Genomic DNA, 20,625 nt, shown 5'->3' on the forward strand with positions numbered 1-20,625 from the left:
AGCCGAAGCCGCCGAAGTCCCGTACGGCGCTGACCCGCCGGGCGGAGGCGGTGGCGATCTCGTCCAGACCACGAGTCCCGTACCCCCGGGGGCCGTTCGCGTTGTCACGGCTACGGTCACGGTCGTGGCGTGGCGTGGCCGTGACAGCGGTTGCGGCTTCGGCGCCGTCGGCGGTGTCCGTTCCGGACCGGGGCCCCGGATTCGGGGGCGGTTCGGGGTCGTTACCAGGGTCGGGCCCGGGGGAACCCCGATGGCCGGGACATCCCCACCGGCCAGGCTGACGGCATGACACGACCCCCTTCGCGACGGCTCGTCCTCGGCGCCGCCGCCGTACCCGCCGCCCTCGGCCTCATCGGCGCGACCGCGGGCCCGGCGGCCGCGACGACCACTCGCCGACCCGTCGTCCGGCCGCCCGAAACCGACCGCGACCGCGCTTTACGGGCCGCGATCTCCGATCTGAGCACCCCGCACGCCACCTGCGCCCAGCTCACCGTGGACGACGGCGCGGGCGGTGACTCCTGGTACGGCTCCGCCGGATACGCCCACCCCGCCGCTGGGCGTCCCCCGCACCCCGGGGACGCGCTCCGCGTCGGCAGTGTGACCAAGGTGTTCATCGCCGCCGTCGTGCTCCAGGAGTGGGCCGCGGGACGGATCGACCTGGACGGCCCCATCGGCCGTCATCTGCCCGCCGGACTGCTGCCGGACACCTTCGGCCGGATCACCGCGGGCCAACTGCTCGACCACACCAGCGGCATCCCGCCCCATGTGGGGCTCCCGGACGAGAGCACCCCCGAAGCCGTCTGGCGGCACCGGATGGACCGCTGGACCCCGGAGGAACTGCTCGCCACCGTCACCCACCGCGCGCCGTCCGGCACCGGCCGGGTCCAGGAGTACCGGGGCGTCAACTATCTGCTGCTGAGCCTGCTGATCGAGGAGCTGACCGGGCAGACGTACGCCGAAGCCGTCGCGACCCGGATCGCCCGCCCCCTCGGACTGCGCCGGACCTGCGTCCCCGGCGCCGAGCCCCGGCTCCGCGGACCGCACATCCGGGGCTTTCTGCGGATGACCGACGACTCCCTGCGCGATATCACCGTCCAGCGGGTGGAATCGTCCCGGGGCGATGGTGACATCGTCTCCAGCCATGCCGACCTGCTGCGCTTCCACACCGCCCTGTTCTCCGGCGAACTGCTGCCGCCGCACGCGGCCGACCAGCTCTACCGGGTGCCGTCCGTCCCGATGACCGACGGCAGCCCCGCCCGGTACGGCAGAGGGTTCCAGCGGGTCCCGGTGAACGGGGTGGACCTCTGGGGCAAGACCGGGGAGCAGCACGGCTACCGGACCCGGATCTTCGCCACCCGGGACCTGAGGACCCGGATGGTCCTCACCTACCACCCGACCCGGCGGTCTGACTCCGCCCAGATGGCTCAGCGGGTCGCCGCCGTGCTGCTGGGGAAGCCCGGTTCCGGGCGCTGACCGGGGCCCGGGCGGCGCCCGCGGCCCACCCGGCGCACTCATGGAACGGCCCGCCGACCGCCCACGGGGGAGTGGTCGGCGGGCCTCGTCCGCCGGAGTCTCAGCCGAAGACGACCGACCGCACCTTCAGCCGCTCCGAGGCCCCGCCGGTGTGGGGGCGGAGCCGGAAGGAGTCCCCGGTACAGCCGGACCCGGCGAAGACCGTCGCCCAGGCATCCGTACGGTTCTTCGGCGAGTCGCCGGGCCGGGGGTTCTCCGGACCCACACCGGGCAGATCCAGACACTCCCCGCCCGGCGGGTCGTTGAGGAAGCCGGTCGCCTCATACCCCTCTACGGTCACATAGTCGTAGCGGAACTGGCCGGTGGCGGCCGAGGCGGAGGCGGGTACGGCGGCGAGCAGCAGGGCGGCGCCGAGGGCGGCACAGGTGGAGCGAAGGCGCATCAAAGGACTTTCTGCCGGTGGGAAGGTTGCCGTGGCCATCTCTGCCCGACGGACGCGTCCGCATCCGGGCAGCACCCGTACGGCGCAAGCGGAATCGATTCGCCCTCACCCGGACGGCGGCCACGGCCCGGTCACCTCCGCCGGGTCTCGATCAGCACCCGCTGGGCATGGGCCACGAAGGGGCCGTGGCGCTCCATGAATTCGTGCAGTTCGGCCAGCCGGGCGCGATAGGCGCCGACCGTGAAGCCCGGTACGGTCCAGACGACCTTCCGCAGGAAGTGGACGACCGCCGCGATGTCGTGGAACTCCATCCGCAGCCCCTCCGACCGCAGCTCCACCACCTCGAACCCGGCCGACTCCGCCCCGGCCGCCAGCGCCACCGGGCTCGCGCCCGAGGCGGTCGCGGACCGGGGGAGCGGGCGTCGGGCCGACTCGGCCAGCGCCTCGTTCATCGCGCTCGGGCCCATCAGGAACTCCGTCAGCTCCCGTACGCTGCCCGAGCCCACCTGCTGTGACAGAAAGCCGCCGCCGGGCCGGAGGACACGATGGATCTCGTCCCAGCGGGTCAGCACCGGATGACGGGCGGCCACCAGGTCGAAGCTCTCCCCGGGGAAGGGCAGATCGTCCGCGTCACCGGCCCGCACGACCTCCGCGCCGAGCGGGCCGAGCCGGTGCCGGGCCAACTCCAGATGGGGCGCCCAGGACTCCGTCGCCACCAGGACCGGCGGCACGGCGGGTACGGATGCCAGCACCTCGCCCCCGCCGGTCTGGAGATCGAGGGCCGCCCCGGCTCTCGCCATCCGGTCCGCGAGCAGGGACGAGTACCCCCACGACGGTCGCTGTTCGGTGGCCCGCCCGGTGAACCAGGAGAAGTCCCAGCCCTCCGTCGGCACGCCCACGCCCTCGGCGATGAGATCTTCGAATCGGGACATGCGGCCGAGCCTCGCAGAGGGGCGGAACCACCGCACCCGTATTCCGGTCCGTCTGATCTCCCCCTGATCCCCGCTTGATCGCAGCCGAACCGTCGAACGCGCGGGGGCAGGGGCAGGGGTACGCGGCCGGAAGCGGCTCCCGTCTCCGCCCCGGGCCGTACGCGACCGGTGCCGTCGGCCGGGCGGGCCTCGCACCGGGCCACGGCCGTACCGGGTCGTACCGTTCCGCCCCGAGCGTCACGCCATCACGGGGCGAATACCGCTCCCACCCGGCCCTCCAGGGCTCGGGCCTGCGGATCCTCGGCGCCGTCGACGCGCCCCACCCGCCGGTGGCCGTCACCGGGTTCGTCGCCGTCACCGGAGTCGACGACACCGGCTCCACCGGCCCCGACCCCCGGTCCCCCGCCTCCGGCATCCGTACGGCCCACGCCCGGCCGTAGCCGTCGGCGGCGTGTTCCTGGAAGACACCGCCGAGCCCGTGATCGAGGAGAAGACGCCCCCGACCCGGCCGCCGACCGCCACCACCACGCCCACCGCGAAGAAGGACCCGTCGATCAACACCCAGCGCGCCACCACCACCCGCTGACCGACGCGAAGGCACCTTCTGGGCTCGGCGGCGCCGCCCCGCACCGCCGGGCCCGGGACGTTCCCCGGTCACACCACCACCCCCGCCTCCAGCAGCGCCTGTTCCGGCGTCAGCCCACCACCCCGGACGAACGCGACATCGGCGTCCCGGTGATGCTGCCCGTGCTGCTGCTCGCCCGCGCGCTGCTGCCCGAGTGCCGCGATCCGGACGCCGGACGGCTGGACCTGGCGAGCGTCGTCCTCTTCCTGCTCGCCCTCCTGCCGCTGATCTACGCCGTCAAGACCGTGGCGGCCCACGGGCCGGACGCCGGAACGGCCCTCGCCCTGGCCGCCGGAGCGGCCTTCGCGACGGCGTTCGTCCGCCGCCAGCACCGGCTCGAACACCCCCTGCTCGATCTGCGGCTCTTCCGGAACCGGGCCTTCACCGGGCCCTGCTCGCCCTGCTGCTGGGCATGACGGCCCTCAACGGTGTGGAGTACCTGGTTCCGCAGTACCTCCAGGGCGTTGCGGGAAGGTCCCCCTGGAGGCCGGTCTGTGGCTGCTGCCGGGCGCAGCGGGCCCGGTCCTGGGCTCCCAGCTGACGCCCCTTCTGGTACAACGGCTCCGGCCCGCCCCGATCGTCGTCGCCGGACTCACGGTCGCCCTCGGCGGCTATGCCACCCTCGCCGTCGCCGAGGGAGTGGTCCCGGTCTCCCCCGCTCTCGCCGTGATCATGTTCGGGATCGCACCGATCAGTGTCCTGGGAACGACTCTCGCCGTGGGCTCGGCACCCCCGGAGAAGGCGGGTGCCGCCGCGGCCACCGGCCAGACGGCCTACGACCTCGGGCTCGCCCCGGGCATCGCCGTCACCGGCAGCGCCGGCCGCCGTCTACCGGTCCGGGATGCCCGACGGCGCCCCCGACGGAGCCCGCGACACCCTCGGCGCCGCCCTCGCGCTCGCCGACCGGATACCGGGCGGCGGGGACACCCTGATCGCCTCGGCCCGGGAGTCCTTCACCCACGGCCTCCAGTGGGCGGCCCTGCTCAGTGCCGGATTCGCCCTCGCCACAGCCGTACTCGTCGGAGTCCTGCTCCGGCACATACCGCCGGTCAGCGCCGCGCCCCGCCCCGCGGAACCGGCTGAGCCCGCGGACCGTGCACGGCCCGCGGCGCCTTCCGGATCCCCGGACCGGCAGTGGCGGCCGGAGTCACCGGACCGAACGGATTCACCCCACCCGTCCAGCGGCGCAGCACCACACGTCCCTTCTGCAGTGTGACGCCGTCCGAAGTCACCGTCCCCGTCTCGGCGACATAGTGGGTACCGTCGCCGATGGGGACGAGGCCGTACTGACCGCCCGCCAGATAGCCGGAGATCCCGGTCACCGGATCCACCAGCGCACCCCGCCGCAGCGTCAGATGCCGCCCCAGCTGCGGCACCGGCTGACCACGGACCGGTGCGACCCGGACCGGCGCCGAGCCGTCGATCACATAGAACGTGTAGTTGGGGAAGTCCGGCTTCTTCCCCCGGTAGACGGCCATCAGCCAGTCCCCGGTCGCCGGATCCCAGGCCAGGTTCTGCACCCCGAAGGCGGTATTGCCGGTGTGGACGAAGTACCGGCCGTCGTAGGCGGCGGGACCGCTGCGATGCGGATCCGCCGTCGAGAGGGGCCGCTCGTACCGGCCCCAGTCGCGGATGTCGTACTGAAGGAGCACCTGATGGTCATTGTCCTGCCGGGCCGTGTTGCCGTAGACGCCGTAGGTCACGGTCAGCCGGTTGCCCCCACCGCCGCCGAGTACCGGGCCGAAGGAGAGACCGTCGATACCGCTGGTGCCGTACCGGTGGTCGGGGGTGTCACCGGTATCGCCGTCGAAGACGCCGTCCCCGTTCATGTCCGCGGTGTAGTCCTCGGCGATCTGCCCCAGATGAACCGTGGTCATCGCCCCCGACGTCAGAGCGTCCAGACCAGCCCGGGTGATCCGGTCCGGATCGAAGACGGCGATATAGAAGGCGTCGGCCGCCTTGTACTCCAGCGAACCGTACAGCCGGCCGTCGACCGGATCGACGTCCAGATCGCCCAGATGGCCGGGGATGTTCGTCACCGAACCGAGCGGCCGGCCGGACAGATCCGTCATCACCAGCAGATTGGTGAAGGAGAAGTACATGACGCCACGGGTCCGGTCGAGAGCCGTCCCCTGGAGATGGCCGGACCGCCAGACCCCGCCGTCGATCACAGCGGGCGGCGGCGGTGGCGCGTCGGCGGCCGGGACCGGCTCGGCGGGCGGCGTCGGTTCGGCGGGCGGACGGGCGAGGGCCGTACCGTGCCCCGCCGACAGGGCGATGACGGTCGCGGCGGCCAGCAGGGCCGTCAACGCGGGCCGTGAGGGGAGTCGCGGTCGCATGGGGTCCTTCCGGGAACGGGTGGCGGGCGCGCCGGACCGGACCCGGCCCGCCCGCGGGGCCCCGGGAACGCCGGACCACGGCATCCGGGACCATCGCCGGAAGCCGTACCCCGCCGGCGACCGCGAACCGGCCGGCGGAGCCGAGATTCAGCAGAGCGAGTCCACCGGCGATCGACCGAATGGAGTGACCCCGCCATCGGGGAAGCGACCGAAGCGACCCCGGCCGGGACCGAGCCGCCGCGATGTCCGCCGACGACCGCAGCCGGGACGGGCCCACCGGGATATCGGTCGGCGGTCCGGGACCGGGACCGGGACCCGGACCCGGACCCGGACCCGGCCCGGGACCGCAGTTGCCCGGTCAGCGGTGATGCACGGTGAAGTCCGGCCCGCCCCAGCGTGCCCGGACGATCGCCAGCTCGTCGCGGTAGCGCGCGTACCCCGCCTCGTACCGCGCCCCGGCAGCGGGCCGGGGATCCACGGTCCGGTGCCCCGGCAGCGCCCCGGGCCCGGGATCCGTACCGAGCGACATCCGGGCCACGGCCGCCACGCCGGCCGCCCCGACCTGCTCGGCCTCGGGAATACGGACCGGGACACCGAGGACATCGGCGATCAGCTGGGCCCAGAGCACCGACCGGGTGCCGCCGCCGCAGAGCGCCAGCGTCCCGGTGAGCCCCGCGGTCTCCAGACAGTGCCGGGCGGCATAGGCCACGGCCTCGCAGACGGCCCGCACCACATCCGCCGGGCCGGTCGCCAGACTCAGCCCGTCGAGCCGCCCGTGCGCGGCGGGCTCCACGAACGGGGCCCGCTCGCCCGCCTCCGAGAGGAAGGGCAGGGCCGTCACGCCCCGCGCCCCCGGCGGGCTCGCCGCCAGCAGCCCGTCCACATCGTCCGTACCGGCGCCGACCAGACCGAGCACCCACTCCAGGGCCGCCGTACCGACCATCGCGGGCATGGCCCGCAGCCAGCGCCCCGGCACGGGCGTGCAGAGCCACATCCCGGCGGGCTCGGCCGCCGGATCCAGCTCCACCCGGTCCGTCAGTACCTGACTGGCCAGGGTCGTCCCGAGGATCAGCAGCCCGTCGCCCGGCTCCCGTACCCCGCTCCCGATCGCACAGGCCGGAAGGTCGTACGGCCCGGCCACCACCGGCAGCCCCTCGGGGAGCCCCAGCAGCCCGGCCCCGGTGGCGTCGAGGCCGAGGACCGTACCCGGTGCCGCGGGCTGCGGCAGCAGCCGGACCTGATCCGCGACCCCGCAGGCGGCCAGCGCCCCCGGCGCGTAGCTCCGGGTCCGTGGATCGAGGAACGGCAGTGTCGCGTCGGAGGCGTCCAGACAGACCCGGCCGGTCAGCCGCTGGGCGACCGCGTCCACGCAGTACCCGGCGACGGCCGCCCGGTCCAGCGCCGAAGGCTCGTACTCCTGGAGCCAGTTCAGCAGCGGCCCGTGGCAGCCCGGGAACATCCCCGAGCCGGTGTATCCGTAGGCCCGCCGGATGGTGCCGTCCGCGAGCCAGCGGGTTACCAGGTCCGAAGCCCGTGCGTCCATCCAGGAGATCGCCGGCCGGACCGCCCGGCCGTCCTCGTCCCGGAGCCACAACCCGTCGCCCTGACCGGTGAGCGCCAGGGCGTCCGGCGCCCGCCCGGCCGAGGCGACCACCTCGCGGACCACCGCACCCACACTCGCCACGACATCGTCCGGATCCTGCTCCACCCGGCCGCCGGACAGCCGCTCCAGCCGGGAGCGCCGCGCGGCCGAAGCGATCTCGGAGCCCGCCTCGTCGAAAAGGACCGCCTTGGTGACCGAAGTACCGACGTCCACCCCGAGGACCGAGGTCATGACCGGGCCTCCGCCGCCGCTGCCCGGCCCGTCCCGATCTCCGTCCGGGCGCCGCCGCGCCCCCGGGCGGCGGTCACGGCCGGTCCGCCGCGAACACCTCGGGGTTGGCCGGATGGGCGAGCGGCTCGCCCCGGGTGAACCGGCCCACCTCGGCCGCGGTGATCGTCGCGGCCCGGTGCGCCGTCTGCCGGGTGGCGCCCGCCAGATGGGGGGTGGTGATCACATGGGGGGCGTCGCGCAGCGGCCAGTCGTCCGGCACCGGTTCGACGTCGTACACATCGAGAGCGAGCGCGCCCAGTCGGCCGGTCCGCAGCATGTCGGGCAGCGGCCCGTGGTCGAGCAGCCCGCCGCGCGCCGAGTTCACCAGCACCGCGCCGGCCGGCAGCAGGGCCAGCCGCCGGGCGTCGATCAGGTGCCGGGTCTCCTCGGTGAGCCGGGCGTGCAGGCTCACCACCGAACTGCGCCGCAGCAGGATGTCCAACTCGACCGGCTCCACGCCGTCGGCCGCCGCCTTCGCCGGGTCCGTGTACGGATCGGCCACGAGCACCCGGGCGCCGAACGCCAGCAGGACCCGGGCGACGATCCGCCCGATGGCGCCGTAGCCGACCAGCCCCACGGTGGCACCGTCGAGTTCGGTGCCGCCCTCGTCGTACGCGTAGAGATCACCGCGCCAGACGCCCCGCTGGAGGGCCGCGTCGGATGCGCTGATCCGGCGCATCGCGGCCAGCATCAGCCCGATCGCGAACTCGGCCGCCGCCGGGGCGTTACGGCCGGGGGCGAAACTGACCGCCACCCCGTGCCGGGTGGCGGCGGCGAGATCCACATTGACCGGGCCGCCCCGCGAGACCGCGACCAGCCGCAGCCCGGACGAGGCGGCGAACACCCGCTCCGTGAACGGCGCCATCTGCGTGACACAGACCGACACCCCGGCCAGCGCCCCGATCAGCTCCTCTTCCGTGCCGCTCGCCTCCCGTACCCCGCCGACCGGGCCGAACGGCTCGTAGGGCCAGGGCAGGGTCAGCTCGACCAGTTCGGGGGCGTCCCCGCCGGACCCGGGCAGCTCCCGGGAGAGGGCGGTCCGGATCAGCTCGGGGCGGACGAAATGGTCACCGGCGGCGAGGATGCGCATAAGGACCGTTCCTTCTGCGGGACTCCGGGGGAGGGCCCCGCGGGGGAGACCTGCGGAAGCGGACGGGGCGGCGGGCAGGGTGGCACCGGTCGGGGCGGCCGACCCGGCAGGATCGGGAAACCGGGCGAGAAGTGTCTGTTAAATTTAACAGCGGTGATGTGAAGCGGCAATGACGACCCGTCCCCTTTGCGGTCCTTCACCCAGACTCCTCCGACTCCTCCGACGAGCCCCGAGTCACCCCGCCGCGCCCGCCGCGCCCGATCCCGTCCGTCTCCGGAAAGGACCGCCCCGATGACCTCGCACACCGCGCGCCTTCTGCTCGTCCGGCACGGCGAGACCGAGTGGCACGCCGAGAACCGCTATGCCGGGATCTCCGATATCGCCCTCACTCCCGAGGGCCGGGAGCAGGGGGCCGCCCTGGCGCGCTGGGCCACCGGCGCCGGGGTGAGCGCCGTCGTCGCCTCCCCGCTCGGCCGCGCCCGGCACACCGCCGAGCCCGCCGCCACCGCCCTCGGCCTGCCGCTGGAGGTCGTCCCGGGGCTCCGGGAGATGGACTTCGGCTGGGGCGAGGGCCGGACGGTCGCGGAGATGGCCGCCGAGGACCCGGAGGCGGTACGGCGCTTCCGCGAGGACGCCGACTCCGGTCTCTTCCCGGGCGCCGAGCCGCTGGCGGCGGTCGCGGCCCGGGCCACCGGCGCCCTGCGCGAGCTGGCGGTACGTCACCCCGGCGGGACGGTCCTGGTCGTCGCCCACAGCACCCTGCTGAGGATCGCCCTCTGCGCGCTGCTGGGGCTGCCCCTGGGGCGCTACCGGCTGCTCTTCCCCCGGCTCGACAACGCGGCCGTGACCGAGATCCGGTTCACGGCGGGTGAGACGGGCCCGGCCGCGCTCTACAGCCTCAACACCCCCACCGCCACCGCTACTGCTACGGCCGTCGGCACTGATACCGGTACCGACGGCGGTGGACCGCGGACCCGGACGGCCGCCCCCGAGTCCGCGGACCGTACGCGAGACTGACCTCCATGACCAAGAACTCCGGCGACCAGCGCAGACGGCTCATAGCCGATCACGTCGTCCAGCACGGCACCGCCACCGGCGCCGATCTCGCCCGGCTCACCGGAGTGAGCCTGATGACCGTCCACCGCGATCTGGACGACCTCGAACGCCGGGGCGTGCTGCGGCGGTTCCGGGGCGGCGCCTCGGCCCTGCCGTCCACGGTCTTCGAATCCAGCCTCGACTACCGGCTCGGGGTGAACACGGCCGAGAAGGAGGCCGTCGCCCGGGCCGCCGCCGCCCTGGTGGAGCCGGGGATGTCGGTGATGCTGGACGATTCGACCACGGTTCTCGCCCTGGCCCGGCTGCTGGCCGGGCTGGCTCCCCTGACCGTGGTCACCAACGCCCGCCGGGTGGTGGACGTCTTCGCCGAACGCGAAGGCGTCCGGCTGATCGCCCTGGGCGGCGAGTACTCCCGTACCCATGACTCATATCTCGGAGTGCCCTGCGTCGAGGCCGTGGAGGCGCTCTCGGTCGATCTGGTCGTGGTCTCCTCCTCCGCTCTCGACGCCCGGCTCGCCTACCACCAGGAACAGGACGTGGTGCTGGTCAAGCGGGCGATGCTGCGCTCCGGCGCCCGGACGGCGATGCTGATGGACCACACCAAACTCGCCCGTACGGCGCTGCACCGGGTCGGACCGGTGGGCGATCTCGACGAACTCGTCGTCGACGACGGGGTCGCCCCCGACGTCCTGGCCCGGCTCCGCGAGGCCACTTCCGTCACCGTGGCGCCCGTCGCGCGCTGACCGCCCCGGGCGGTCCGACCCCGCCGGTCCGCCCTCGCCCGTTCGCTGCGCCCGCCGGTCCGTCACCGCTGTGGGAAGGCGTGTTGATTTCACCATGGCCCGTGTTAATTTCACCCGGGCGAGAACCATCGGCGAGAACAGCCATCGGCGGGCCCTGCCCGGCCCGCCGCCCGTGAGAGGACCGGTCCCGGATGAGCAGCCGCCCCGTGGTCATCGGGATCGACATCGCCACCGCGTCCGTCCGCGCCCTCGCGGTGGACGCCCGGGGGGATGCCCGGGCCGAGGCGCGTGAGCGTCTGCCCGATCCGGTCCGCGGCCCCGGCGGCACCAGCGAGCAGGACGCGGACAGCTGGTGGCCCGCCGTCCGGTCGGCGCTGCGCCGGGTCACCGGCTCGCTGCCCGGCGGCGGCCGGGAGACCGTCGCCGTCGCCGTCGCCGCCACCTCCGGCACCATCGTCCCCACGGGCCCCGGCGGCCGGTTCACCGGCCCGGCCCTGATGTACGACGACCGTCGCGCCGCCGCACTCAACGCCGAGGCCCAGCGGGCCGGCGCGGCCCGCTGGGACGCCCTCGGTCTGACCGTCGGCCCCACCGCCGCCCTCGGCCGCGCCGTCTGGTGCCTGCGCGCCCACGGCCCCCGGCTGCGGGGGATCCTGCATACCCCCGACGTGGTGGGCCGCGCCCTCACCGGGGAGGCGGTACGGGCGGACTGGAGCCACGCCCTGAAGACGGGGTACGACCCCCGGGCGGGCGAGTGGGCCGCTGACGTTCTCGACGCGCTCGGCTTCCCCGTCGGACTGCTGCCCGCCGTTGCGGCGCCCACCACGGAGGCCGGGACCGTGTCGCCGGAGGCGGCCGGGGCCACCGGGCTGCCCGCCGGCTGTTCCGTACGGCTCGGGATGACCGACGGCTGCGCCGGACAACTCGCCACCGGGGCGGTCGCGCCCGGCCAGTTCGTCGGTGTCCTCGGGACCACCTATGTGCTCAAGGGTGTCTGCGCGGAGCTGGTCCGCGATCCGGCGGGCGCCCTGTACAGCCACCGCCATCCGGACGGCTGGTGGCTGCCGGGCGGTGCGTCCAGTACCGGCGGCGAGGCCCTCTCCGGGCTCTCCCCGGAGCGGCTCGGCGCGCTCGACCTGGCCGCCGCCGGGCGGGGACCCGCCTCGTACGTCCGCTATCCGCTGCGGCGCGAGGGGGAGCGGTTCCCGTTCGTCGCCGCCGGTGCCCGGGGGTTCGAGCTGGGAGCGCCCGAGGACGACACGGACGCCCACCGGGCGGCGCTGGAGGGCGTCGCCTTCCTCGAACGGCTGGCCCTGGAGCGGCTGGCGGGCCTGGGCGTCCCGGTCTCGGGGCCGCTGTACGCGGCGGGCGGGGGCAGCCGCAGCCGGGTGTGGACCCGGATCCGGGCCACCGTGCTCGACCGGCCGGTCAGGGTGGCCCGGCGGGCCGAGACGGCCTTCGGCGCGGCCCTGCTCGCGGCCTCCGGCACGCTCCACGAGGACCTGACGTCGAGCGCCGCCGCCATGGCGGGCCCCGGCGCCGACGACGAGGCGGAGCCGGTACGGGGCGAGCGCGCGGCGCTGGACGACTCGTACGGCCGGTTCGTCGCGGAACTCCGGGCCCGGGGCTGGCTGGACGGCGGCTGAACCGCCGCGCCCGTACGTCCCGCCACCCGCCGGACGCGCCTGACCGCACGCGTCCGTACGCCACCGGATGACGGTGCCCTGCCCGGCCGGACGTGCCACCGCCCAAGGGGACGGCGGCCGGTGCGGCGGTCCGGGCCCATGTTCCCGGACCGCCGCGGTCCGTACGGCCCCGGCCGGGACAAGTCCCCGGCCGGGCCGCAGGGTACCGCGCGACGGTCGCCCCGATCACCGTCGTGACGCGGTACCGCCGATCAGAACTTCACGTCGGAGCAGTTGTAGAAGGCGCCGTCGGTGTCCGCGATGGTCCAGACGCCGAGGATGATGTGACGGCCGGACTTCTGCGGCAGCACACCGGTGTGGGTCACCGTCGACGGCGGCCTGACCCCGCCGAACGGCACGGTCAGGAACGGCTGCGGCTCCAGGTCGGCCCGGGTGAGGGGCTTGGTGGGGTCGTAGCCGTCCTTGGTGATGTAGTAACGGAAGTCGCTCGTCGCGTGCCGGACCTTGATACGCCACAGGAAGGTGTGCTCCTGGCCCGCCGTCAGCTGGGTCGCCGGCCAGTTGCCGCCGCGCGGATCGTCCAGCTCGGAGAATCGGCCGATGCCTCCGGCGCAGATCTTGCCGTCGGGCGCGCCGCCCTGCGGGAAGCCCTTGATGCCTTCGACGCTCTCCGGCTCCCATTCGATCTGGCCGCAGTTCTGCACGGCGCCGGTCTGGCAGAGCTTCTGCCGGCTGACCGGGGAGTCGGCATAGCCGTGGCTCTGGGCGCTGCCGGGTACGGCGAAGGTCAGCAGGCCCGCCATGCCCATGCCGAGCAGGGACGGGAGAATTCTTCTTCGCATGCTGTGCTCCATGAGTGGGGGGATGGAGGGGGCAGTGGGGTGCCGCATGCGGCCCGGTGGCGCTCCGGCGCACTGCCGGGTGCCCCGGTCCCGCCGGGAGCAGTGCGTGCGGGGCTGACCATCGGCCCATTAGGTCTAGACCAAGTCGGAGGGTAGTGCTCCGAGTTGGGTGTGTCCACCGTTCTCCGATCCCGCCCGGATAGCGGACGGTGCCCCGGACGGCCGACGAGGCGCCGTTGACGGCACCGGGACCGGCTGTCAGCGTGCATCGCGCATCCGATCACCCGGAGCAGACACGGAGCACACGGAGGCCCGCCGATCCGGCGGGCGACAGGAGGGGTCCGTCGATGAACACCCGTACCCGCAGACCGGCGATGGTCGCCGCGGTCGCGCTCGCCGTCTCCGGCGCGCTGCTCGTCGCCGGGGGCACCGGCACGGCACAGGCCGCACCCGCCCCGGCGCCCGCCTCCCAGGCGGCCCCGGTCGCGATCCAGAGCCAGCCCACCCCGGAGGAGCAGGAGAAGCTGCGGGAGATCGCCGGGGCGATCTGGACCCCCGAACTGGCCGCGGGCTGGAACATGAACGCGGACGTCGCCGACGTGCTGTCGCAGGCGACCGACCGCATCATCCAGTGCTCCGCCGCCTACGCCCTGGTGCCCAAGCCGCCGGGCTTCCGCCCGGGCGTGGGCTATCTGGTCTCGTACTGGAAGAACATCAGGGACTACTTCCTCGCCGTCCGGGGAGACCGCCAGTACAAGGCGTGCGTGGTCTCGACCGCCGCCTACTACCGCTCGATCATCGAAATGGCGTCGGCGGGCATCTGATTCCCGCCGGGGTGTACGGCGCCACCGGCGCGCCGTGCACCCCGGTCCGCCGGGACTCCCGCCGCAGGGGAGCCCCGGCAGGATCCGGAAGCGTCTAATCCCCGACCAGGTCGTCGGGGGCGGAGCGGGCGAGCTGGGCCAGGATGGTCAGGGCCCGTTCCAGCACCGGTTCCGGAGGTGACGCCAGCCCGATCCGGACCGCGTCGGTCTCCCGGTGGCGGGCCACCGCGAAGGCCGCGGCCGGGACGACTCCGATGCCCCGGCGGGCCGCGGCGGCGACGAAGGTATCGGAGCGCCAGCCGCCCGGCAGCTCCCACCAGCAGTGGTACGAGATCGGTTCGGTACGGATGGTGAAGTCCGCCAGCAGCCGCCGGGCGGTGAGCTGACGGGCGGCGGCCTGCCGCTGCTTGGCCCGGACGAGGGTCCGTACGGTGCCGTCCCGCTGCCAGCGCGACGCGGCCTCCAGCGCGAAGCCCATGGGCTGGCTGCCGCCGGAGCGGACCGCGACCGCGACCGCGGCGTGCAGGGCGGGCGGGACCACCGCATAACCCAGATTGAGCCCCGGGGCGATCCGCTTGGAGAGGCTGTCCACCAGGACGGTCCGTTCGGGCGCGAGGGCGGCCAGCGGTGGTACGTCGTCCCGGAGGAACGCCCAGACGGTGTCCTCGACGGCGGTGATCCCCAGCCGTAGCAGCACCTCGGCGAGGGCCGCCCGGCGCGCCGGGGACATCGTCACGGAGAGCGGATTGTGCAGCGTCGGCTGGACGTAGACCGCGTCCAGCGGGCCGCCGCGCCGGGCCCGTTCCAGCGCCTCGGGCACCAGCCCGTCCTCGTCGACGGCGAGCGGAACGACCGTCGCCCCCAGCCGGGTCACCAGCGATTTGACCGCCGGGTAGGTGACTTCCTCGACCCCGACCCGGCCACCCGGGGAGACCAGCGCTGCCAGGGTCGCGGCGACCGCCTGCCGGCCGTTCCCGGTGAACAGCACCCGCTCCGGGTCGGGGCGCCAGCCGCCGCGGGCCAGCAGATCGGCGGCGGCCTCCCGGGCCGCCGGGGTACCGGCCGGACCGATCGGCGCGAGGGCCTGATCCAGGGCCCCGGGCCGTAGCAGCGGCCCCATCGCCCGGGCCAGCAGCTCCGACTGCTCCGGCACCACCGGATAGTTGAGCCCCATGTCGACCGGGCTGCGACCGCCCTCGGTGAGCGCGGGGGAGGGGGCGAGCGGATCAGGGGCGGCCCGGACGAAGGTGCCCCGGCCGACTTCGCCCGAGGTCAGCCCCCGGCGGGCGAGTTCCCGGTAGACCCGGCCCGCGGTGGAGGGCGCGATCCCCCGCAGCCGGGCGAACTCCCGCAGCGGCGGCAGCCGGTCGCCCGGCCGCAGCCCGCCCGAGCGGATCTCCTCGGTCACCGTGTCCGCGACGCTCTGATAGTCCGTCAACGCCCCTCCTCCCCGGAGGAACCCCCGGCCTGTATGTGTGCGCGCATCCAATCATGTGATTGCGCCGAGTGCAATATCCAGGATTGCATCGAACCAATGCGGGATCTACACTCGGATGCTGTCCGATGTCCCGTACACCCAGTGGTGCCGGCACCGGGACGGACGACCGCGGCGGACTGCATCTCCGGCGACCGGCGCGGACGGTGGCCATGAGGAAGGAACCCGTGGTTCGATGAGCGCGACACCGCTGACGCGGCCCGTCCCGGTCTCTCCGTCCCTCCCGCTTCCGCACTGCCGCCGCTGCGACTTCGGCGACCGGCCCTTCGACCGCGCCACCGCCCCGGATGTACTGCGCGAGTACGCGCTCCGCTGGCGGCGCGTACTCGCCGACCCGGATACCCCCACCGGCCGGGTGGGGGTCCTCGCCTGGTCGCCCCTCGAACACGGCTGCCACGTCCGCGATATGTGTCTGCTGTTCCGGCGGCGGCTGGAGACGTCACTCGGTACGGCGCCCGCCGGGCCGGGGCCGGAGCCGGAGGGCGCGGACGATCCGGCGCGGCTGACCGGGCTCTACCGCGACGAGGATCCGGGCCGGGTCGCCGGGGAACTGGCCGCCGCCGCCGAGGCCCTGGCGCGGCGGCTCGCCGTACTCGACCCCGCCGACTGGGACCGCGAGGACCCCCGGCTGCCCGGTGAGCGGCTGACGGTCGAGTTCTTCACCCGCCATCTCCTCCATGACATCGCCCACGATCTCGGCGAGGTGCTGCGGGCCGCGGACTGAAACCGCGCCCGAGGGGTGTGCCGCGTTCCGCTCGACCCCGGCGCGGCCCGCTCATGGGTGCCCCGTGAGCTATCTCATGAGAGCCGTCTCATTTTCTTGTGAACGGATTCTCATGCCCTCTTTTGCGGAAACGGAAATTCCCTTTCCCGTTTCTTTGCGTGGTGTTCGTCTACGATTTCCGGAATCTTGGCCCTACTTCACGTTTCCGTTCCGGAGGTCGCTCATGGAGTCCCTGAGACAACTCGCCGCGCACTTAGCCCTGGATCTATCGGCGGTCGGCATACTCACCTTCGCCGTCTACTATCCGCGGCACCGGCGCCGCGATCTGCTCCCCGCCTATCTAGCCCTCAACGCCGCCCTGTTCACCGTGGTCGCCGCGCTCGCCCAGATCAGCAGCGGCGGTGGCGCGGCCCTGGGATTCGGCCTGTTCGGGGTACTGTCGATAATCCGGTTGCGGTCGGATTCCATCCAGCACGAAGAGGTCGCCTATTATTTCACGACCCTGGTGATCGGACTTGTCTGCGGACTGCCGCAACTCGAACTCCGGGAAGCCGGGGCGCTGACCCTGCTGTTGCTGGTCGTGGTGTACGCGGCCGACCATCCGCGACTCTTCGCCCGGTCCCGCCGGGCCGTGGTGACCCTCGACGCGGTCTACGGGAATCCCGACGATCTGCGGAACGATCTCGATCTGCGGCTCGGCGAACCCCTCAACTGGACCGTGCTGGAGGTCGACTTCGTCCGCGACCTGACCGTGGTCGACGTCCGCTACCGGACACCGAAGACGCCCGCGGGAGGCGGCCGGTCCGCCGGGACCGCCACCGAATCGGGCCGGTCCGGGGACCGGCCCGAACTGGAGTCGGTGTGAGCTCTGCCGCAGGCGCCCCGGTGCTCGCCGTCCCCGGTCAGCTCGTACTGCCCCAGTTGGACGCCGTCGCCGAGTCGGTCCTGTCGGCCGCACCCGTCTCCCTGGCCGAAGTCCAGGCCCGGGCGGAGCTGATGGCCCGGTTCGACCAGGCCTATCTCGTCCCCGACACCGTCTTCACCGGCCTCGTGGCCCATCTCACCGACCCGGCCAGGACGGGCGGCCCCTTCCGGATCCTCACCATCGACGGGCTCCGTTGGTTCCGCTACCACTCCGTCTACTACGACACCCCGGACTGGCGGTGCTTCCACGAGCACCGGCAGGGCCGCCGCAGACGCTTCAAGATCCGTGAACGGGTCTACCAGGACTCCGGGCTGCGGCAGTTCGAGATCAAGCTCAAGAGCGGCCGGGGCGAGACCGTGAAGCACCGCCGCCCCCTCACCGGCGCCGACACCCCACTCGACGACCCCTGCCGCACCTTCCTCGCCGACCGACTGCGCAGCGCCTACCGCATGGCGGCCCCCGCGACGCTGTCGCCGTCGATCGTCACGGACTACCGGCGGGCCACCCTGGTCTCCGACGGTGAACGGATCACCTGCGACACCGGCCTGCGCTGCCACGACGTGCGCGCGGACCGGGCGGTGCGGTGCGATCCGGGACTCGTCCTGGTGGAGACGAAGACCACCGGCGGACTCACCGAAGCGGACCGCTTCCTGCACGCGCGCGGCGTACGGCCCGCGGTCTTCACCAAGTACTGTGCCGCGATCGCGGCTCTGCACCCACGGCAGCCGGCCAATCGCTGGCGCCGCGCGGCCCGGCTGGCCTTCACCGAGGCCCCGGCTCACTGACTTCCGACTCCGTCGACGCACTGTCTCCCGTCGGCGGTCCGCCGCCGGGGCGTGGGCCCGCCCCGGCGGCACTTCTCCGGTCCACCGCTCGTGGCCCGGGACCACGGCTGCCGCGACCCGGCACCCGACCGGCCCCGGGCCGTCCGCCCGGGCGGGACCGTGGAACCCCGGACTCCCGGGCTGCCGGGGGCGCTTCCGCTGGATCCCGGCGAGTTGGCCCAGACCAGAGCGGGTGGCCCCGGTGTACCGGCTGCCGCTGATCGACCGCATGGGGTTCGGGGGCAGCCCTTAGGGTCGGAACATGACCGATTTCGAGATCCGCCCGGCCGCCGCCGGGGACGTGGGCGCCATTGTCGCCATGCTCGCCGATGACGCGCTGGGCGCCACCCGGGAGTCCCCCGGTGATCTGACGCCCTATCGGGTGGCGTTCGAGCGGCTGGCGGCCGATCCGAACCAGTTCGTGGTCGTGGCGGAGCGTGACGGGACGGTGGTGGGTACCCTCCAGCTCACCGTGGTGCCGGGGCTGTCGCGCCGAGGGACCACGCGATCGATCATCGAGGGAGTCCGGGTACACGGCGCGGAACGCGGGAGCGGGCTCGGGACCCTGCTGATCGAATGGGCCGTCGAGGAGTCCCGCCGGCAGGGGTGCGGCCTGGTCCAGCTGACGTCGGACGTCACTCGCGCCGACGCCCACCGCTTTTACGAGAGGCTGGGTTTCGTCGCCTCCCATGTGGGCTTCAAGCGTCAGCTCTGAGTACGACCGCACCGGGCCGGCCGGGGCCCGCGACCAGGGCCCGGCGGCGGCCGGGAAGGCCGTCTCGCCGGACCGGTCGTGCGGCGGGCGGGTGACGGGCTACGGCTTGCGGCCCACCCCGCCCAGGGCGATGACCTCGCCGTCCGTCCGGGCGCCCGGGACCGGGCGCCACTGGGCCAGGGGGACGACACCCGGCTCCAGCAGCTCCAGGTCCTCGAAGAATCCGGCGATCTCCTCGGGGGAGCGCAGGAAGTAGGGCGCGGCACCGCTTTCGTTGTACGCGCGGGTGGCCTCCGAGTTGCCCCGGTGGGTGTTCACGCTGTCGTTGAAGACCAGATAGCTCCCCGACGGGAGGGCGTCCATCACCCGGCCCACGATCGAGCGGGCCTCCTCGTACGTGGAGACATGGCCGATCACCTGCATCAGCGTCAGCGCCACCGGACGGCTCAGATCGAGGATGTCCCGGGCCTTGCCGATGACGGTCGCCGGATCGTGGAGGTCCGCGTCGATGTAGTCGGTGGCGCCCTCGGGGGTGCTCACCAGCAGCGCCCTGGCGTGTGCCAGGACCAGCGGATCGTTGTCGACGTAGACGATCCGGGACGAGGGCGCGGCCCGCTGGGCGATCTGATGGGTGTTGTCGGCGGTCGGCAGACCGGTCCCGATGTCCAGGAACTGGCGGATCCCCACCTCGGTCGCGAGATGGGTGACCGTGCGGGCCAGGAAGGCGCGGGAGTCCCGGGCCAGCTCGACGATCCCGGGGAAGGACTGCCGGAACTCCTCGCCGACCGCCTGGTCGACGGGGTAGTTGTCCTTGCCGCCCAGCCAGTAGTTCCAGACCCGGGCGGAGTGCGGCGATCCGGTGTCGAACTCCGGATGCCGCGACTGGCCCGTTCCGCTGTCCGGCTTGTCGGCTGTCATGGCGTGAACCTCCCGGCTGTCCTGCGGTACTCAAGTGATCTCTCCGGCCACAACCTAATGCCGCCGCACCGGTCGGCCGACAGTGGGTGGCTGATACAGGCTGATTGGCCGGGAGAGACGGGGCGAATGGTGCCCCGGGGTCAGTGGAGGTGCTCCGCGGGGGTGTCGGCGGAGCGGTGACGGGCCGGGGCCGCCGCCTCGAACGCGGTACACCCCTGTACCCAGGCCGGATCGAGATCCGCGCCCGGCGGGAACCGGCCGTCGAGTTCGAGCATCACCATGCCATGGGCGAAGGCCCAGGTGGCGCGGGCGATCTCCGGGTCCCCGCCGACGGCCCGGTGGAGCGGGGCGGCCGTACGCTCCTCCAGCCCCTCGGGCAGCGCGTGCCGCGGCAGCGGCCGGGCGGCCGGCAGCCGGTACATATGCGGATGGGCCAAGGCGTGTCCGCGGTACGCGCGGGCCAGCGGCAGCAGCCCCGGCTCGATGGCCTCCACCGCGGCCAGCCGGTCGGCGGTCTCCGTCATTCCCAGGACCACCAGCGCGTTCTCGACGGCGGCCTTGTCGGGGAAGTGCTTGTAGAGGGACGGGGCGCGGATCCCGACCCGGTCGGCGATCGCCCGCGTGGACATCGCCGCCGCCCCGTCCCTCTCCAGGATCTCCCGGGCCGCCGCGACGATCTGGGCGGCCCGCCCGGCCGGGGGGAGGCCAGCCGTGACGCGCAGGCCGGTGCGGTACGGTCCGGAGCTGCCAGGCGAGGGCGGCGGCGAACAGCGGCGGCCGGACCGGGGGGCCGAGGGTCCAGCCCGCCAGGACGGCCAGTGGCGGCCAGGGGCTGAACGCGATCCGGACGACCCGCCCGCGCCCTCCGGCCGCCCGGGACACCAGATCGGGCGCGGCGAAGAGCGGCGGGGCCGCGAGGGCGGTGGAGAGTCCGTACTTCTGTGCCTCGAAGACGGTGAAGGCGGCCAGGAAGAGGGCGAGCGCGCCCCGGCCCGCGTCCCGGACCCCGAACCGGGCGAACCGGGCCTCGAACCGGGCCCGCCGCGCGGTGCCCGTCGGATGTTCGCCGCCACCGCGAGGAAGAGGAAAGACGGGCGGGGCTGTCGTGCCGGGTGTGCGGAGGTCCATCAACGGCTCCG

At 73.8% G+C, this 20,625-nt stretch carries 21 protein-coding genes; 12 read left to right on the top strand and 9 right to left on the bottom strand.

What is annotated here, in order from left to right:
• Positions 1 to 285 precede the first annotated feature (285 nt).
• On the top strand, positions 286 to 1,473 hold the full coding sequence (locus ABZ714_RS22070) for a serine hydrolase domain-containing protein (protein ID WP_358826994.1): 1,188 nt from the start codon (positions 286 to 288) through the stop codon (positions 1,471 to 1,473).
• Between the two features lie 100 nt (positions 1,474 to 1,573).
• Here the strand turns inward: ABZ714_RS22070 and ABZ714_RS22075 are convergent, their stop codons facing one another.
• Together ABZ714_RS22075 and ABZ714_RS22080 are read right to left on the bottom strand one after the other, a co-directional pair.
• A complete protein-coding gene (locus tag ABZ714_RS22075; protein WP_358826995.1) occupies positions 1,574 to 1,915 on the bottom strand; it encodes a hypothetical protein in 342 nt (113 codons plus the stop codon).
• A 131-nt stretch (positions 1,916 to 2,046) separates the two neighbouring features.
• A complete protein-coding gene (locus ABZ714_RS22080) occupies positions 2,047 to 2,847 on the bottom strand; it encodes a class I SAM-dependent methyltransferase (RefSeq protein ID WP_358826996.1) in 801 nt (266 codons plus the stop codon).
• A 74-nt stretch (positions 2,848 to 2,921) separates the two neighbouring features.
• On the opposite strand from ABZ714_RS22080, the gene ABZ714_RS22085 reads away from it, so the two are divergent.
• The 3 genes from ABZ714_RS22085 (at position 2,922) to ABZ714_RS22095 (ending at position 3,888) form a co-directional block, all read left to right on the top strand.
• A complete protein-coding gene (locus ABZ714_RS22085; RefSeq protein WP_358826997.1) occupies positions 2,922 to 3,287 on the top strand; it encodes a hypothetical protein in 366 nt (121 codons plus the stop codon).
• An 11-nt stretch (positions 3,288 to 3,298) separates the two neighbouring features.
• Positions 3,299 to 3,433 carry a hypothetical protein gene (locus ABZ714_RS22090; RefSeq protein WP_358826998.1) on the top strand — a complete coding sequence of 45 codons (135 nt, stop codon included), beginning with the start codon at positions 3,299 to 3,301 and terminating at the stop codon, positions 3,431 to 3,433.
• A 149-nt stretch (positions 3,434 to 3,582) separates the two neighbouring features.
• Positions 3,583 to 3,888 carry a hypothetical protein gene (locus tag ABZ714_RS22095; protein ID WP_358826999.1) on the top strand — a complete coding sequence of 102 codons (306 nt, stop codon included), beginning with the start codon at positions 3,583 to 3,585 and terminating at the stop codon, positions 3,886 to 3,888.
• 633 nt (positions 3,889 to 4,521) lie between these two features.
• On the opposite strand, the gene ABZ714_RS22100 is transcribed toward ABZ714_RS22095, so the two are convergent.
• From ABZ714_RS22100 to ABZ714_RS22110, 3 genes are all read right to left on the bottom strand, one after another.
• Positions 4,522 to 5,811: a hypothetical protein gene (locus ABZ714_RS22100; RefSeq protein ID WP_358827000.1), complete on the bottom strand. Its 1,290-nt coding sequence runs from the start codon at positions 5,809 to 5,811 to the stop codon at positions 4,522 to 4,524.
• A gap of 358 nt (positions 5,812 to 6,169) precedes the next feature.
• Complete coding sequence (locus tag ABZ714_RS22105; RefSeq protein WP_358827001.1) at positions 6,170 to 7,645, bottom strand: FGGY-family carbohydrate kinase; 1,476 nt, start codon at positions 7,643 to 7,645, stop codon at positions 6,170 to 6,172.
• Positions 7,646 to 7,718: 73 nt separating this feature from the next.
• Positions 7,719 to 8,774 carry a 2-hydroxyacid dehydrogenase gene (locus ABZ714_RS22110; RefSeq protein ID WP_358827002.1) on the bottom strand — a complete coding sequence of 352 codons (1,056 nt, stop codon included), beginning with the start codon at positions 8,772 to 8,774 and terminating at the stop codon, positions 7,719 to 7,721.
• A 291-nt stretch (positions 8,775 to 9,065) separates the two neighbouring features.
• Between ABZ714_RS22110 and ABZ714_RS22115 the strand changes: the two genes are divergently transcribed.
• From ABZ714_RS22115 to ABZ714_RS22125, 3 genes are all read left to right on the top strand, one after another.
• Complete coding sequence (locus ABZ714_RS22115; protein WP_358827003.1) at positions 9,066 to 9,791, top strand: histidine phosphatase family protein; 726 nt, start codon at positions 9,066 to 9,068, stop codon at positions 9,789 to 9,791.
• A gap of 5 nt (positions 9,792 to 9,796) precedes the next feature.
• Positions 9,797 to 10,573: a DeoR/GlpR family DNA-binding transcription regulator gene (locus ABZ714_RS22120; protein WP_358827004.1), complete on the top strand. Its 777-nt coding sequence runs from the start codon at positions 9,797 to 9,799 to the stop codon at positions 10,571 to 10,573.
• A 191-nt stretch (positions 10,574 to 10,764) separates the two neighbouring features.
• The gene (locus ABZ714_RS22125) at positions 10,765 to 12,219 is read left to right on the top strand and encodes an FGGY-family carbohydrate kinase (RefSeq protein ID WP_358827005.1); all 1,455 of its coding nucleotides are present in this window, start codon (positions 10,765 to 10,767) and stop codon (positions 12,217 to 12,219) included.
• A gap of 251 nt (positions 12,220 to 12,470) precedes the next feature.
• On the opposite strand, the gene ABZ714_RS22130 is transcribed toward ABZ714_RS22125, so the two are convergent.
• On the bottom strand, positions 12,471 to 13,061 hold the full coding sequence (locus ABZ714_RS22130) for a lytic polysaccharide monooxygenase auxiliary activity family 9 protein (RefSeq protein ID WP_358827006.1): 591 nt from the start codon (positions 13,059 to 13,061) through the stop codon (positions 12,471 to 12,473).
• Positions 13,062 to 13,408: 347 nt separating this feature from the next.
• Here ABZ714_RS22130 and ABZ714_RS22135 point away from each other — a divergent pair, with 347 nt between their 5' ends.
• Positions 13,409 to 13,885: a hypothetical protein gene (locus ABZ714_RS22135; RefSeq protein ID WP_358827007.1), complete on the top strand. Its 477-nt coding sequence runs from the start codon at positions 13,409 to 13,411 to the stop codon at positions 13,883 to 13,885.
• 94 nt (positions 13,886 to 13,979) lie between these two features.
• Here the strand turns inward: ABZ714_RS22135 and ABZ714_RS22140 are convergent, their stop codons facing one another.
• On the bottom strand, positions 13,980 to 15,323 hold the full coding sequence (locus ABZ714_RS22140) for a PLP-dependent aminotransferase family protein (RefSeq protein WP_358827008.1): 1,344 nt from the start codon (positions 15,321 to 15,323) through the stop codon (positions 13,980 to 13,982).
• Positions 15,324 to 15,555: 232 nt separating this feature from the next.
• Here ABZ714_RS22140 and ABZ714_RS22145 point away from each other — a divergent pair, with 232 nt between their 5' ends.
• The 4 genes from ABZ714_RS22145 to ABZ714_RS22160 all read left to right on the top strand — a co-directional run bounded on the left by ABZ714_RS22145 (position 15,556) and on the right by ABZ714_RS22160 (position 18,568).
• Positions 15,556 to 16,104 carry a DinB family protein gene (locus tag ABZ714_RS22145; RefSeq protein ID WP_358827009.1) on the top strand — a complete coding sequence of 183 codons (549 nt, stop codon included), beginning with the start codon at positions 15,556 to 15,558 and terminating at the stop codon, positions 16,102 to 16,104.
• Between the two features lie 223 nt (positions 16,105 to 16,327).
• Positions 16,328 to 16,969 carry a DUF4956 domain-containing protein gene (locus tag ABZ714_RS22150; RefSeq protein ID WP_358827010.1) on the top strand — a complete coding sequence of 214 codons (642 nt, stop codon included), beginning with the start codon at positions 16,328 to 16,330 and terminating at the stop codon, positions 16,967 to 16,969.
• Complete coding sequence (locus ABZ714_RS22155; RefSeq protein ID WP_358827011.1) at positions 16,966 to 17,814, top strand: polyphosphate polymerase domain-containing protein; 849 nt, start codon at positions 16,966 to 16,968, stop codon at positions 17,812 to 17,814. The genes ABZ714_RS22150 and ABZ714_RS22155 overlap by 4 nt, the downstream gene beginning before the upstream one ends.
• Before the next feature lie 301 nt (positions 17,815 to 18,115).
• Entirely contained in the window at positions 18,116 to 18,568 is a 453-nt protein-coding gene (locus ABZ714_RS22160; protein WP_358827012.1) for a GNAT family N-acetyltransferase, read from the top strand.
• A gap of 99 nt (positions 18,569 to 18,667) precedes the next feature.
• Here ABZ714_RS22160 and ABZ714_RS22165 read toward each other — a convergent pair whose 3' ends face one another.
• Together ABZ714_RS22165 and ABZ714_RS22170 are read right to left on the bottom strand one after the other, a co-directional pair.
• Entirely contained in the window at positions 18,668 to 19,486 is an 819-nt protein-coding gene (locus ABZ714_RS22165; protein WP_358827013.1) for an SAM-dependent methyltransferase, read from the bottom strand.
• A gap of 140 nt (positions 19,487 to 19,626) precedes the next feature.
• Entirely contained in the window at positions 19,627 to 20,208 is a 582-nt protein-coding gene (locus ABZ714_RS22170; RefSeq protein WP_358827070.1) for a TetR/AcrR family transcriptional regulator, read from the bottom strand.
• Between the last annotated feature and the right edge of the window lie 417 nt (positions 20,209 to 20,625).

Origin of the sequence: Streptomyces sp. NPDC006798 (assembly GCF_040635975.1) — a bacterium.
Taxonomy (GTDB): domain Bacteria; phylum Actinomycetota; class Actinomycetes; order Streptomycetales; family Streptomycetaceae; genus Streptomyces.